This is a genomic window from Streptomyces sp. TLI_053, from assembly GCF_900105395.1.
Classification (GTDB): domain Bacteria; phylum Actinomycetota; class Actinomycetes; order Streptomycetales; family Streptomycetaceae; genus Kitasatospora.
Genome location: NZ_LT629775.1, coordinates 2,597,634 through 2,612,239, shown reverse-complemented (window position 1 = coordinate 2,612,239; position 14,606 = coordinate 2,597,634). Strand labels below are relative to the sequence as shown.

Genomic DNA, 14,606 nt, shown 5'->3' with positions numbered 1-14,606 from the left:
CAGTTGACGACCCCGCAGTGTCGGCCCGTGCCGACGGGCCCCCTCGGAGAGTCCGAACAATTGTGTTAGGTTAGGCTTGCCTAATGTTGCTGGTCGGAGGGGATTTTCAGTGCAGCAGTCCGAACTCGCGGGCGCCGTCGCGATGGTCACCGGCGCCGGACAGGGGATAGGCGCGGCGGTGACGCGCGCGCTCGTCGCAGCGGGCGCCGTCGTCGCGGCGGTCGACCGCAACCCCGGTCCGCTCGCCGAGCTCGCCGACGAGCTGTCGGGTCGTCCGGCCGACGCGGCCCCGGGCGGCGCGGCCTCCGGCGGACCCGTCCACCCCTACCTGCTGGACGTCTCCGACGCGGCGGCGGTCGAATCCACCGTCGAGCTGATGGAAAGCCAACTCGGCCCGATCGGCATCCTGGTGAACGTCGCGGGAATCCTGCGTGTCGCTCCCGCGCTCGAGCTCACCGACCAGGACTGGGCGGACAGCTTCGCGGTCAACACCACCGGGGTCTTCCACACCACCCGCGCGGTCGGCCGACGGATGGCCGAGCGCGGTGGCGGTGCGATCGTCACCGTCGGCTCCAACGCGGCCGGCGTCCCGCGCACCGGGATGGCCGCCTACGCGGCCTCCAAGGCGGCGGCCACCATGTACACCCGGTGTCTCGGCCTGGAACTCGGCCGCTCCGGGGTGCGCTGCAACATCGTCTCGCCCGGCTCCACCGACACCGAGATGCAGCGCGGGCTCTGGCAGGACGACGCGGCGGCCGCCGAACGGCGCGTCATCGACGGCGACCCGGCCAGCTACCGGGTCGGCATCCCGCTCGGCCGGATCGCCCAGCCCGCCGACATCGCCGAGGCGGTGACCTTCCTGGTCTCCGACCGGGCCCGCCACATCACCATGCACGACCTCTACGTGGACGGCGGTGCCACGCTGCGGGCCTGACGCCCGCGCACGGCCCCCGACCCGGATCCCGCACACTCCGGCACGACTCCACGACGGCCCCGCCCCGGACCGTCGCGGCCCCCGACACCCACGGCGGGGCCGGACCCCCGGGGCGAGCAGCACCCGGGGCCCGGCGCCCCACCGGGACCGCGCCCCCACCGGGGCGGGTCCCGGACCAGACCACCGCCGACCGCCGCGACGAGCAGCGTCCGGCGACCACTCGCAGACTGGGAGATTCCAGGTGACCACGGTGCATCACGCCCCCGCCGGGACGGACCACACCGTCATCGGCGCGGCCAGCGGGCTGCTCGGCCAGTACCGGGCCGCGGCCGACGAGGCGTTCTTCGCCTCCCCGACCCGCACGCTGCTCGCCGAGGGCGTGCACGCCCGGGTGCCCCAGGACGGGCGCCCGCTGGTCGACCGGGTCGCCGAGACCCTCGCCCGGGCCCGCCAGGACGGCGTCGAACACCCGCTGGTGGTGGGCGCGGTGGCGTTCGACCACGACAGCCGGGCCGAGCTCGTCGTCCCCGCGACGCTCCGCACCTGCGGCGCACTGCGCGACGACCCGCTGATCGCGCTGCCCGCCCCGGCCGCCGACCGGATCGACTGGGACGTCCGCCCGGTGCCCGCGCCCGAGGCGTACGGGGCCGGTGTCGCCGAGGCCGTGGAACTGCTCCGGGCCGACGGCGAGCTGAGCAAGGTCGTGCTCTCCCGGACCCTGGAGCTGCACGCCGACCGCCCGCTCGACCTGCCCGCGATCCTCCAGCGGCTCGGCCGCCGCGACCCCGGCGGCTACACCTTCGCCGTCCCCGCCGGCGGCGGCCGCACCCTGATCGGTGCCAGCCCCGAACTGCTGCTCTCGCGCACCGGTACCGCCGTCGTCGCCAACCCGCTGGCCGGATCGGTGCCGCGCAGCGCCGACCTCGGCGAGGACGTCCGCCGCGCCGCCGCGCTGCTGGAGTCGCCGAAGGACCTCCAGGAGCACGCCTTCGTCGTGGACGCCATCCACGCCGCGCTCGCGCCGTACTGCCGCGATCTGGTCGTGCCGGCGCGCCCCACCCTGGTGCGCACCGCCGCGATGTGGCACCTGGCCACCACCATCACCGGTGAGCTGATCGACCCGGCCGTCTCCGCCCTGGAGCTGGCCGTCGCCATGCACCCGACCCCGGCGGTCTGCGGCAGCCCGACCCCGCTCGCCCGCGAGGCGATCCGCGGCATCGAGCCCTTCGACCGGGGCCTGTACACCGGCATGGTCGGCTGGGGCGACGCGGACGGCGACGGCGAGTGGGTCGTCACCCTGCGCTGCGCCGAGGCGGACGAGCGGACGCTGCGGGTGTTCGCCGGCGCCGGTGTGGTCGCCGAGTCCCGGCCGGAGTCCGAACTCGCCGAGACCAGCGCCAAGTTCCGCACCTTCCTGGACGCCGCCGGGGTGCCGCAGTGACCGACCCGACCACCCCGGGAGCCTCCGCGGTGACCGACCCGACCACCCCGGGAGCCTCCGCCGTGACCGATCCGCACCACCCGATGGCCGAGGTGCTGGCCGGATTCGCCCCGTACCCGGACGAGTTCGCCGCGCGCTACCGGGCCGACGGCCACTGGCGCGGCGAGACCTTCGGCTCGATGCTGCGCGAGCGCGCGGCCGCCCACCCCGACCGGGTCGCGATCGTCGACCCGGCCGGCGGTACCGGTGACGACCCCACCCGCCGCTGGACGTACGCCGAACTCGACCTGCGGGCCGACCGGATGGCCGCCGGACTGCGCGCCCGCGGCATCCGCCGGGGCGACCGGGTGGTGGTCCAGCTCCCCAACGTCGCCGAGTTCTTCGAGCTGGTCTTCGGGCTGTTCCGGGTCGGCGCGCTGCCGGTCTTCGCGCTGCCCGCGCACCGGTACACCGAGATCTCCTACTTCTGCTCCTTCACCGGCGCGGTCGCCTACGTGGTCCCGGCCGTCGAGGGCGGCTTCGACCACCGCGAACTGGCGGGCCGGGTGAAGGCGGAGACGCCCTCGCTGCGGCACGTCCTGGTGGTGGGCAGGGACGCCGGGGAGCACACTCCGCTGGCCGAGGTCCCGGTCGACCCGGCCGGGGCGCCGGCGGAGGAGCCGCAGCCCGGGGACGTCGCCTTCCTCCAGCTGTCCGGCGGCAGCACCGGGGTGCCCAAGCTCATCCCGCGCACCCACGACGACTACATCTACTCGCTGCGCGGCTCGGTCGAGCTCTGCGGCCAGGACGAGCACAGCGTCTACCTCGTGGTGCTGCCCGCCGCGCACAACTTCCCGCTCAGCTCGCCCGGTTCGCTCGGCACGCTGTACGCGGGCGGCCGGGTGGTGCTCTGCCCGCAGCCGAGCCCGGAGACGGCGTTCCCGCTGATCGGGCGCGAGGGCGTGACCATCACCGGCCTGGTGCCGCCGCTGGCGCTGCTCTGGCTGGACTCCGCCGAGCGGATCCGAGAGGCCGGCGGGAGCACCGGTCTGGAGACCCTGGAGGTGCTGCTCGTCGGCGGCGCCAAGTTCAGCGAGGAGGCGGCCCGGCGGGTGCGCCCGGTGCTGGGCTGCACCCTCCAGCAGGTGTTCGGGATGGCCGAGGGTCTGGTCAACTACACCCGGCTGGACGACCCGGAGGAGGTGATCGTCACCACCCAGGGCCGACCGATCTCCCCGGACGACGAGGTGCGGGTGGTCGACGACGAGGACCGCGACCTGCCCGACGGCACCACCGGCCACCTGCTCACCCGCGGCCCGTACACCATCCGCGGCTACTGGAACGCGCCCGAGCACAACGCCGCCTCCTTCACCGCGGACGGCTTCTACCGCACGGGTGACCTCGTCCGCCGCACCGGCACCGGTCACCTGGTGGTCGAGGGCCGGGCCAAGGACCAGATCAACCGGGGCGGCGAGAAGGTCGCCGCCGAGGAGATCGAGAACCACCTGCTGGCCCACCCGGCCGTGCACGACGCGGCGGTGGTCTCGATGCCCGACCCGTACCTCGGCGAGCGCACCTGCGCCTACGTCGTCCTGCGCGAGGAGCACCGCGCGCAGCCGCCGAAGTCCGTGGAGCTGAAGCGCTTCGTGCGGCAGCGCGGGCTGGCCGACTTCAAGGTGCCGGACCGGGTCGAGTTCGTCGACGCCTTCCCCGCCACCGGCATCGGCAAGGTCAGCAAGAAGGACCTGCGCGCCGCCATCGCCGCCTCCCTCACCTCCTCCTGAGCCTCCGACCCCCTCTCTCCTGAGCCTCCGACTCCCTCTCTCCTGAGCCTCGCGTTCCCGAGCCTCCGGACTCCTGAGCCTTCCGACCCGCGAGTCCCCGGACTCCCGGATCCCCCTACACGTTAAGGACGCACCGCCGTGGGCCTGCCCCGCATCCCCTCCTATCCGATGCCCGCCGCCGCCGAGCTGCCGGCCAACCGGGTCGACTGGACGGTCGACCCGTCCCGGGCCGTGCTGCTGGTGCACGACCTGCAGAACCACTTCATGGGCGCCTTCGACACGTCGGCCGCGCCGGTCACCGAGCTGTTCGCCAACATCAACCGGCTGCGCGCCTGGGCCGCCGAGCACGGCGTGCCCGTCGTCTACTCGGCCCAGCCGGGCGGCCAGAGCGCCGAACAGCGCGGCCTGCAGCAGGACTTCTGGGGCCCGGGCATCCCGGACGACCCGCAGGCGGCGGCGATCGTGGACGAGGTCGCCCCGGCCGAGGGCGACCGGCTGCTCACCAAGTGGAAGTACAGCGCCTTCGTCCGGACCGACCTGGACGAGCTGCTGCGCGAGCAGGGCCGCGACGAGCTGGTGATCACCGGCGTGTACGCGCACATCGGGGTGCAGGCGACCGCCTGCGACGCCTGGATGCGGGACATCCGGGCCTTCGTGGTGGCCGACGCGGTCGCCGACTTCGGCGCGGACGAGCACCGCGCCGCGCTCAGCTGGGTGGCCGGGCGCTGCGGCGTCGTCACCGGTACCGACGCCGTCGTGGAAGGGAAGTGACAGCCATGGCCTTCACCGTGGAGCGAATCCGGGCCGAGGTCGCCGACCTGCTCGGCGAGGACCCGGCGGACATCCCGCTGGACGAGAACCTGGCCGACTGGGGCCTGGACTCGGTGCGGCTGATGGCGCTGGCCGAGCGCTGGCGGGCCGAGGGCGCCGAGGTGGCGTTCCTGCAGCTGGCCGAGCGTCCGGCCGTCGAGGCCTGGGCCGAACTGCTGGGCGCGTCCTGATGGAGTCCGGCACGGCGGTGGCGAGGCCGTCGCGAACGGAGCGGTGGCCGGCCACCACGGTGGTCGGGCCGATCGAGGCCCAGGCGGCACGGACGCCGGACGCCCCGGCACTGCTGCCGGCCGGCGCGGCGCCGGTGAGCTACGGCGAGCTGAACGCCGCTGCCAACCGGACGGCCCGCTGTCTGACGGACCGGGGCGCGCGCCCCGGCACGGTGGTCGGCCTCGCGCTGACCCGCCCGGCCGAGCTGGTGCCGGCGCTGCTGGCGGTGGCCAAGACGGGTGCGGCGTACCTGCCGCTGGACCCGGACGACGCCCCGGGGCGGCTGTCCTGGCTGCTGGCCGACGCGGCGCCGGTGTGCGTGCTGGGGGAGGGGGTGCCGGACGCGGAGCGGCCGAGCGCCGCCGAGCTGGCCGGGCGGGCGGCCACCGACCCGCCGCGGGCGCTGACCCCGCAGCATCCGCTCTGCCGGGCCTACGGGCCGGGCGGGCGTCCGGCGGGGGTGTGGACGGCCCACGCCGAGGTGGACCGCCGGGTGCGTGAGCTGCAGTCCGTGTACGGGCTGGGCCCGGGCGACCGGGTGCTGCAGCTGGGCCTGCCGCTGTGGGAGTTCCTGTGGCCGCTGCGGACCGGGGCGGCGCTGGTGCTGGCCGATCCGGACCGGCCGGGCGAGGTCGGGGAGCTGGTCCGGGAGGCGGGGGTGACCGCACTGCGTGCGGCGCCGTCGGTGCTCGGCGAGCTGCTGCCCGAGCCGGGGCCGGTGCACCTGGTCCCGCAGCGCGGCTGACCTCCGGGGCCGGGCCCCGCGGGCCCGGCCCCGGGGTCGGCGGACAGCGGCCGACGGACACGGAGTCCGTCGGCCGCTGTCCGCCGACCGCCGTCGGCGGCCCGTCACCCGCGCGGCGCCGCCGCGAAGTCGGCCGCCGTCCAGGCCAGCGCGACCGCGCCCTCCAGGATCGCCCGGTCCGCCTCCGGTGAGACGGCGGCCTCGACGAACGCGGCCTCGTGCGGGCCGCAGGAGCCGCCGGTGATGTCCAGGACCGGGTGGATGGAGGGGACGGCGTGCGAGACGTTGCCCATGTCGGTGCAGGCGAACGGCCCGCTCTCGACCGGCTCCGGGCGCCCCGCCGCCGCGGCGTTGGCACGCCACAGCGCGAGCAGTCCGGTGTCGCTGCGGAAGTCCAGGTAGTCCGGCTCCGGCCGGGTCAGCTCGACCTCGCAGCCGGTGGCCAGCGCGCCGGCCCGGAAGCAGTCCTCGACCCGGGCGCGCAGTGCCGCGAGGTCCTCGGCGGCGGAGGTCCGGATCTCGTACTCGGCGGTGGCGCTGTCGGGGATGAGGTTGGGCGCCGTGCCGGCGGCCGTGGTGATGCCGTGCACCCGCCACTGCGGCGGCAGTTGCTGGCGCAGCAGCCCGAGCGCGACCTGGGCGACGGTGAGGGCGTCGGCGGCGTTGCGGCCCTCGTGCGGATTGAGGCTGGGGTGGGCGGCGCGGCCGGTGTAGCGGACGGACAGGGTGCCGAGCGCGAAGGAGTGGAAGTCGGCCACCTCCACCGGGCAGGGGTGGACCATCATCGCGGCGTCCACGCCGTCGAACGCGCCCCCGTCCAGCAGCAGCGCCTTTCCGGCGCCGCGCTCCTCGGCCGGTGCGCCGATCACCCGGACGGTGAGTCCGAGCCGGTCGGCGTACGGGGCGAGGCCGAGCGCGGCACCGAGGCCGGCGGCGGCGATGAGGTTGTGGCCGCAGGCGTGGCCGAGGCCGGGCAGGGCGTCGTACTCGCAGACGATCGCGACGGTGACCGGTCCGCCGCCGGTGCTCGCGCTGAACGCGGTGGGCAGTCCGGCGGTGCCCGGGGTGACGGAGTAGCCGTGGGCGCGCAGCAGTTCGGCGCACCACTCGGCGGCCCGGTGCTCCTCGAACGCGACCTCCGGGTGGGCGTGGATGCGGCGGCTGAGCGCCAGCAGCTCGTCCCGGTGGGCGAGGACGCGCTCGCGCACGGCCTCCTTCGACGCGGGGTCGGCCGGTCCGGCGGCGACCGCCGGGCCGGGCGCGGGCACGCTCGCGTTCAAGGGGGACATCGGCGCCTCCGGGGCTGTCAGGGCCTGCCCATCGGCAGGCTGTTGACCAGACAATATGCAGATAGCTTAGGCTAACCTAACCAGGCAATTGGCGTGCCGTTCGCCGGACCCGAGGAGCTTTCAGAACCATGCGTCGCCACCAGGCCGCGTCCGACCCCGTCGCCGTCCCCGCCGCAGCCGACGTACCGCTGCTCGCCACCCAGGCGGCGATCTGGTACGCCCAGGCGCTCGACCCCGACAGCCCGGTCTACAACACCGGCGACGCCGTGGAGATCACCGGCCCGCTCGACGCCGGGCTGTTCGAGTCCGCCCTGCGCCGCACCGTCGACGAGGCCGACGCGCTCTCCGCCGTCGTCGTCGCCCAGGACCCCGCCGATCCGGAGGGCACCGGGGCCGACACCGACCCGGCGCCCCGTCAGCGCCTCCTCCCCGGCCGCCCCTGGACCCTGCACCACCTCGACCTGAGCGCCGAGGCCGACCCGGAGGCCGCCGCCGAGGCCTGGATGCGCGCCGACCTGGCCCGCCCCGTCGACCTCGCCGAGGGCCCGCTCTTCACCCAGGCCCTGGTCCGCCTCGCCGAGGACCGCCACTGGTGGTACCAGCGCGTCCACCACCTCGCCGTCGACGCCTACGCGCTCACCCTCCTCACCGGCCGGGTCGCCGAGCTCTACACCGCGCTCGCGGCCGGCACCCGTCCCAGCGACCGCACCTTCGCCACCCCCGCCGAGGTCGCCGCCGAGGAGGCCGCCTACCGCGCCGGCGCCGAGCACGCCGCCGACCGCGCCTTCTGGCGCGACCGCCTGGACGGCGCCGACGCCCCCGCCACCCTCCCCGGCGGCACCCCCGCCGGCCCCGCCGGACTGCCCCGACTGACCGCCGCCCTCCCCGCCGGCACCCTGCCCCGGCTGGAGGCCGCCGCCAAGGCCGCCCGCGCCACCTGGGCCGAACTCGTCATCGCCGCCACCGCCGGCTACCTGCACCGGCTCGCCGGCACCGAGGACGTCGTGCTCGGCCTGCCGCTCGCCAACCGCCGCGGCCCCGCCGCCCTGCGCACCCCCGTCGCCACCGCCAACGTGCTGCCGCTGCGCCTGGCCGTCCGCCCCCGCGACACCGCCGCCGAACTGCTGCGCCGGGTCGTCCTGGAGGTCCGCGACGTCCGCCGCCACCAGCGCTACCCGCTGGAGGACCTGCGCCGCGACCTCGGACTGACCGGCACCCGCCGCGCCCTGTTCGGACCGATGGTCAACATCAAGGCCTTCGAGCGCGACCTCGACCTCGCCGGCCTGCCCGGCACCGTGCGCAACCTCGCCGCCGGCCCCGTCGACGACCTCGCCCTCGCCGTCTCGCCCGGCCCCGACGGCGCCCTGCGGATCGGCCTGGAGGCCCACCCCGACCAGTACGGCGCCGACGCCCTCGCCGCGCACCGCGACGGTCTGCTGCGCTACCTCGACGGCCTCGCCACGCTGCTGCTCGACGCCCCGCACACCCCGATCGCCCGGATCGACCTGCTCGACCGGGAGGCGCTGGACCGCGCCACCGCCGGCCGCACCGAGCCGCCCGCCACCCGCACCGTGCCCGCACTGCTCGCCGACCTGGCCGTCCGCACCCCGGACGCGGTCGCCCTGCGCAGCGGCGCCACCACCCTCACCTTCGCCGAGCTGGACGCCGCGAGCAGCCGCCTCGCGCACCGCCTCACCGCCCTCGGCGTCCGCGCCGACACCCCCGTCGCCCTCGCCATGCCGCGCGGCGCCGACACCCTGGTCGCGATGTTCGCCGTGCTCAAGGCCGGCGGCGCCTGCCTCTCCCTGGACCTCACCCACCCCCGGCAGCGGACCGCCGACATCCTCGACGACACCCGTCCGGTGTGCGCCGTCGGCACCGCCGAGGCCCTCGCCGCCCTGCCCGGCGCCGCCGACCGCCCCGCCGTCGCCCTCGACGACCCCGCCGTCCGCGCCGCGCTCGCCGCCCTGCCCGCCGGACCGCTGCCCGCCCCCGACCCGGCGCACACCGCCTACCTGCTGCACACCTCCGGCTCCACCGGCCGCCCCAAGGGCGTCGTGGTCACCCACGCCTCGCTCGCGAACCTCGCCGCCGGCCACCACGAGGACCACATCGTCCCCGCCCTGGCCCGCACCGGCCGCGAGCGGCTGCGCATCGCCCACAGTGCCTCGTTCGCCTTCGACGCCTCCTGGGACCCGGTGCTGTGGATGCTCCACGGCCACGAGCTCCACCTGCTCGACGACGAGACCTACCGCGACCCGGCCGCCCTCGTCGGCCACGTCCGCGACGAGCGGATCGACTACCTCGACGTCACCCCCTCCTACCTGGACGTGCTGATCGCCGAGGGCCTGCTCGCCGAGGACGCCCACCGCCCCGCCGTGGTCGCGGTCGGCGGCGAGGCCACCCCCGAGCCGCTCTGGCGCCGCCTCACCGCCGTCGACGGCCTGAGCCCCGTCAACCTCTACGGCCCCACCGAGACCACCGTCGACGCCTACACCTGGACCCCCGGTCCGGACGGCGCCCCGGTCGGCCGGGTCGTCCGCGGCTCGCGCGCCTACGTGCTCGACGGCTCGCTGCGCCCCGCCCCCGACGGCGCCGCCGGTGAGCTCTACGTGGCCGGCGCCTGCCTCGCCCTCGGCTACCTCGGCCGCCCCGACCTCACCGCCGAGCGCTTCCTCGCCGACCCCTTCGGCCCGCCCGGCTCGCGGATGTACCGCACCGGCGACCTCGCCCGCCGCCGCGTCGACGGGACGCTGGAGTTCCTCGGCCGCGCCGACGACCAGGTGAAGATCCGCGGCTTCCGGATCGAGCCCGGCGAGATCGCCGCCGTGCTCGGCGAACTCCCCGGCGTCGACCGGGCCGTGGTGATCGCCCGCCCCGGCCCCAGCGGCAAGCGGCTGCTCGGCTACGCCGTGCCCGCCGCCGGAGCCGTGCTCGACCCGGCCGCGCTGCGCTCCGGCCTCGCCGCCCGGCTGCCCGAGCACATGGTGCCCGCCGCCGTGCTCGTGCTCGACGACCTCCCGCGCACCGGCAACGACAAGCTCGACCACCGCGCCCTGCCCGAGCCGGAGTCCGACGCGACGGAGGCCGGCGCCGCGCCCGCCACCCCGCAGGAGGAGATCATCTGCGGGCTCTTCGCCGACCTCCTCGACCAGGCCGGACCGCTCTCCCGCGACGCCGGCTTCTTCGACCTCGGCGGCCACTCGCTGCTCGCCGGCCGCCTCGCCGCCCGGCTGCGCGAGGCCCTCGGCGTGGCCGTCGGCTTCGCCGACGTCTTCCGCCACCCCACCCCGGCCGCCCTCGCCGCCCTGCTGCGCGAGCGCTCCGCCCCCGAACCCCGCCCCGCCCTGGTGCCGGTCGAGCGCACCGAGCGGCTGCCGCTCTCCCCGGCCCAGCGCGGTCTCTGGTTCCACTACCGGCTCGAGGGCCCCAGCCCCACCTACAACATCCCGCTCGCCCTCACCCTCACCGGCCCGCTGGACCGCGACGCCCTCGCGCTCGCCGTCGGCGACCTCGTCGCCCGGCACGAGAGCCTGCGCACCGTCTACGGCGAGTCCGCCGACGGCGAGCCCTACCAGCGGATCCTGCCGCCCGCCCCGGTCGAACTCCACACCGGCACCGGGGAGATCACCGAGGCCGTCCGGTACGCGTTCGACCTCGGCGCCGAACCGCCGCTGCGGGCCAGCCTGTTCGCCCACGAGGACGGCACCCACACCCTCCTGCTGCTGCTCCACCACATCGCCGGCGACGGCGCCTCCACCACCCCGCTGGCCCGCGACCTGGCCGCCGCCCACACCGCCCGCCTCGCCGGAACGTCCCCCGAACTGCCGCCCCTGACGGTGCAGTTCGCCGACCACGTGGACTGGCAGGCGAAGCTCCTCGGCACCGGCGAGGCACCGAGCGCCCTCGCCGTCCGCCAGCTCGACCACTGGCGCAAGACCCTGGCCGGCCTGCCCGACCAGCTCGACCTGCCCACCGACCGCCCCCGGCCCGCCGTCGCCGCCCACCGGGGCGCCACCGTGCCGTTCCGCCTCGACGCCGACGCCCACGCCGCGCTGGCCGCGCTCGCCCGCACCACCGGCACCAGCGTCTTCACCGCCGTCCAGGCCGGTCTGGCCGCCCTGCTCACCCGGCACGGCTGCGGCACCGACATCCCCGTCGGCACCCCCGTCGCCGGCCGCGACTCCGACGAGACCGCCGCCCTGGTCGGCTACTTCGTCAACTCCGTGGTCCTGCGCACCGACACGTCCGGCGACCCGACCTTCCGCGAACTGCTCGGCCGCGTCCGCACCGCCGTCCTCGGCGCCCACGACCACGCCGACCTGCCCTTCGACCGCCTGGTCGAGGAGCTCAACCCGCGCCGCTCGCTCGCCCGGCACCCGCTGTTCCAGGTCATGCTGGCCTGGCAGTCCGTGCCCGACCGGGCCTTCGCGCTCGGCGGCGGCCTCACCGCCACCGTCGCCGCGATCCCCTCCGGCACCGCCAAGTTCGACCTCACCCTCAACGCGGGCGAACTGCGCGAGGGCGGCATAGCCGGCTTCCTGGAGTACCGCACCGACCTCTTCGACGAGGCCACCGTGCGGGCCCTCGCCGAGCGCCTGGCCCGGCTGCTCACCGCCGCCGCCACCGCGCCGGACACCACCGTCGGACGGCTCCCGCTGATGGGCGCGGAGGAGCAGCGCCGCGCCCTGGTCGACTGGAACGGCACCCCCGTCCGGTCGGTGCCCGGCGCCACCCTGCCCGAGCTGTTCGAGGCCGCCGCGCTCGCCCACCCCGGGGCCGTCGCCGTCAGCTGCGACGGCGAGACGCTCGACTACGCCGAACTCGGCGCGCGCGCCGACCGGCTGGCCCGCCTGCTGGCCGCCCGCGGCATCGGCCCCGGCACCATCGTCGCCCTCGCCCTGCCGCGCTCGCTCGACCTGGTCACCGGCCTGCTCGCGGTCGCCAAGTCCGGCGCCGCCTACCTGCCGCTCGACCCCGAGTACCCGGCCGACCGGCTCGCCTACATGCTGGCCGACGCCGCCCCCGCCGCGCTGCTCACCGACACCGCCACCGCGCCCCGGATGCCCGAGCACCGGGTGCCGCAGCTCCTGGTCGACGGCGGCGAGGCGGACGCCCACCCGGCCGTCCCGCTGGCCCAGCACGAGCGCACTCGGCCGCTGACCGCCGAGGACACCGCGTACGTCATCTACACCTCCGGCTCCACCGGCCGCCCCAAGGGCGTACCGGTCACCCACCACAACGTGGTCCGGCTGTTCTCCGCCACCGACCACTGGTTCGGCTTCGGCGCCGAGGACGTGTGGACGCTCTTCCACTCCTACGCCTTCGACTTCTCGGTCTGGGAACTCTGGGGCGCCCTGCTCCACGGCGGGCGGCTCGTCGTCGTCCCGCACCTGGTCAGCCGCGACCCGGCGGCCTTCCTCGACCTGCTCGCCCGCGAGCGGGTGACCGTCCTCAACCAGACGCCGTCCGCCTTCTACCAGCTCAGCGCCGCCGACCGGGAACGGCCCGGCACCGAACTCGCCCTGCGCTACGTGGTCTTCGGCGGGGAGGCGCTCGAACTCGGCCGCCTCGACGACTGGTACGAGCGGCACGCCGACGACGCGCCCACCCTGGTCAACATGTACGGCATCACCGAGACCACCGTGCACGTCTCCTACGTCGCCCTGGACCGGGCGAGCGCCGCCGCGAGCAGCAGCAGCACCATCGGCGTCAACATCCCCGACCTGCGGATCTACGTCCTCGACCAGTACCTTCAGCCGGTCCCGCCCGGCGTCACCGGCGAGATGTACGTGGCCGGCGCCGGCCTGGCCCGGGGCTACCTCGGCCGCCCCGCCCTCAGCTCCGAGCGCTTCGTCGCCGACCCGTACGCCGAACTCTTCGGTGAGCGCGGCACCCGGATGTACCGCTCCGGCGACCTCGCCCGCCGCCGGGCATGGGGGCACCCCCGGCCGGAGGCTGGGGGAGGAAGCCTGGAGTACTTCGGCCGGGCCGACCAGCAGGTCAAGATCCGCGGCTTCCGGATCGAACTCGGCGAGATCGAGGCCGTGCTGGCCGCCCACCCGGCGGTCGCCGACGCCGCCGTGGTCGTCCGCGAGGACGTGCCCGGCGACAAGCGACTGGTCGGCTACGCCGTGCTCGCGCCCGGCGCCGACGGCACCACCGGCGACGAACTGCGCACCCGCGCCGCCGCCGACCTGCCCGTGCACATGGTGCCGTCCGCCGTCGTGCTGCTCGAGCGGCTTCCGCTCACCGCCAACGGCAAGCTCGACCGGCGCGCCCTGCCCGCCCCCGACGCCCCCGCCGCCGGTGGCGGCCGCCCGCCGCGCAACCCGCGCGAGCAGCAGCTCTGCGAACTGTTCGCCGAGGTCCTGGGCGTGCCGGCGGTCGGCGTCGAGGACGACTTCTTCGCCCTCGGCGGCCACTCCCTGCTGGTGGTCCGGCTCGCCGGGCGGATCCGGGCCGTGCTCGGCCTGGAGGTCGGCATCGGCACCCTGTTCCAGGCGCCGACCGTCGCCGCCCTCGACACCGCGCTGTCCGCCGACACCCCCGGCGCCGACGCGCTCGACGTCCTGCTGCCGCTGCGGCCCGTCGCCCCCGGCCGCCGCAACCCGCTGTTCGCCGTCCACCCGGCCGGCGGCCTCAGCTGGTGCTACACCGGACTGATCCGCAACCTCCCGGCGGACGTGCCGATCTACGGCCTCCAGGCGCAGGGCGTCGGCGCCGCCACCGCCGACGAGCCGCTGCCCGCCACCATGGAGGAGCTGGCCGCGCACTACGTCGACCGGCTCCGCGAGGTCCAGCCGGACGGCCCCTACCGGCTGCTCGGCTGGTCCACCGGCGGCATCATCGCCCACGCCATGGCCGCCCGGCTGGAGGAGCTCGGCCACGTCGTCGAACTGCTGGCCGTGCTCGACGCCTACCCGGCCGAGGGCTTCCGCGACCTGCCGGTGCCGGACCAGGCCGAGGCCCTGGAGGCGCTGCTCACCATGGGCGGCTTCGGCCCCGAGGACCTCGACGGCCGCCCGCTGGAACTCGCCCACGTCACCGAGGTGCTGCGCCGCGAGGGCAGTCCGCTGGCCGGTCTCGACGACGCCACCGTCGAGGCGCTGAACCGGATCTACCTGCACATCAACCACCTGGTGCGCGAGTACGACCACCGCCGCCTCACGGGCGACGTGCTGTTCTTCCGCGCGATCGTCGACACCATCGACGACACCCTGGTGCCCGAGCTGTGGACGCCCTACGTGGCCGGCCGGATCGACAACACCGATGTCGCCTGCTCGCACAAGGACATGACGCTGCCGGAGCCGATCGCGCACATCGCGGGCGTCGTCGCCGAGCACCTCACCGCCCTCGACTCCGGCCGCTGAACCCCGCCCCCGTCCGAACC

At 76.0% G+C, this 14,606-nt stretch carries 8 protein-coding genes; 7 read left to right on the top strand and 1 reads right to left on the bottom strand.

The genetic code is table 11. The annotated features are described in order from the left end of the window. Positions 1 to 76: 76 nt before the first annotated feature. From BLU95_RS10325 to BLU95_RS10300, 6 genes are all read left to right on the top strand, one after another. Entirely contained in the window at positions 77 to 934 is an 858-nt protein-coding gene (locus BLU95_RS10325) for a 2,3-dihydro-2,3-dihydroxybenzoate dehydrogenase (RefSeq protein ID WP_400750752.1), read from the top strand. Between the two features lie 241 nt (positions 935 to 1,175). Next, positions 1,176 to 2,375: an isochorismate synthase DhbC gene (gene dhbC / locus BLU95_RS10320; protein WP_093859745.1), complete on the top strand. Its 1,200-nt coding sequence runs from the start codon at positions 1,176 to 1,178 to the stop codon at positions 2,373 to 2,375. A gap of 83 nt (positions 2,376 to 2,458) precedes the next feature. Next, the gene (locus BLU95_RS10315) at positions 2,459 to 4,138 is read left to right on the top strand and encodes a (2,3-dihydroxybenzoyl)adenylate synthase (protein WP_093864777.1); all 1,680 of its coding nucleotides are present in this window, start codon (positions 2,459 to 2,461) and stop codon (positions 4,136 to 4,138) included. Between the two features lie 138 nt (positions 4,139 to 4,276). Next, positions 4,277 to 4,909: an isochorismatase family protein gene (locus tag BLU95_RS10310; protein WP_093859744.1), complete on the top strand. Its 633-nt coding sequence runs from the start codon at positions 4,277 to 4,279 to the stop codon at positions 4,907 to 4,909. A 5-nt stretch (positions 4,910 to 4,914) separates the two neighbouring features. Further along, the gene (locus BLU95_RS10305; protein WP_030391815.1) at positions 4,915 to 5,139 is read left to right on the top strand and encodes a phosphopantetheine-binding protein; all 225 of its coding nucleotides are present in this window, start codon (positions 4,915 to 4,917) and stop codon (positions 5,137 to 5,139) included. Next, positions 5,139 to 5,924, top strand: a complete 786-nt coding sequence (locus tag BLU95_RS10300; protein ID WP_093859743.1) for an AMP-binding protein — start codon at positions 5,139 to 5,141, stop codon at positions 5,922 to 5,924. The genes BLU95_RS10305 and BLU95_RS10300 overlap by 1 nt, the downstream gene beginning before the upstream one ends. Before the next feature lie 104 nt (positions 5,925 to 6,028). Here BLU95_RS10300 and BLU95_RS10295 read toward each other — a convergent pair whose 3' ends face one another. Continuing rightward, complete coding sequence (locus tag BLU95_RS10295; protein WP_093859742.1) at positions 6,029 to 7,213, bottom strand: amidohydrolase; 1,185 nt, start codon at positions 7,211 to 7,213, stop codon at positions 6,029 to 6,031. A gap of 128 nt (positions 7,214 to 7,341) precedes the next feature. On the opposite strand from BLU95_RS10295, the gene BLU95_RS10290 reads away from it, so the two are divergent. After that, positions 7,342 to 14,586: a non-ribosomal peptide synthetase gene (locus BLU95_RS10290; RefSeq protein WP_093859741.1), complete on the top strand. Its 7,245-nt coding sequence runs from the start codon at positions 7,342 to 7,344 to the stop codon at positions 14,584 to 14,586. Positions 14,587 to 14,606: the final 20 nt, after the last annotated feature.

Coding starts and splice junctions, on each gene's coding strand:
- BLU95_RS10315 (WP_093864777.1), top strand. CDS start 2,459: ATGGCCGAGGTGCTGGCCGGATTCGCCCCGTACCCGGACGAGTTCGCC.
- BLU95_RS10290 (WP_093859741.1), top strand. CDS start 7,342: ATGCGTCGCCACCAGGCCGCGTCCGACCCCGTCGCCGTCCCCGCCGCA.
- BLU95_RS10305 (WP_030391815.1), top strand. CDS start 4,915: ATGGCCTTCACCGTGGAGCGAATCCGGGCCGAGGTCGCCGACCTGCTC.
- BLU95_RS10295 (WP_093859742.1), bottom strand. CDS start 7,213: ATGTCCCCCTTGAACGCGAGCGTGCCCGCGCCCGGCCCGGCGGTCGCC.
- BLU95_RS10300 (WP_093859743.1), top strand. CDS start 5,139: ATGGAGTCCGGCACGGCGGTGGCGAGGCCGTCGCGAACGGAGCGGTGG.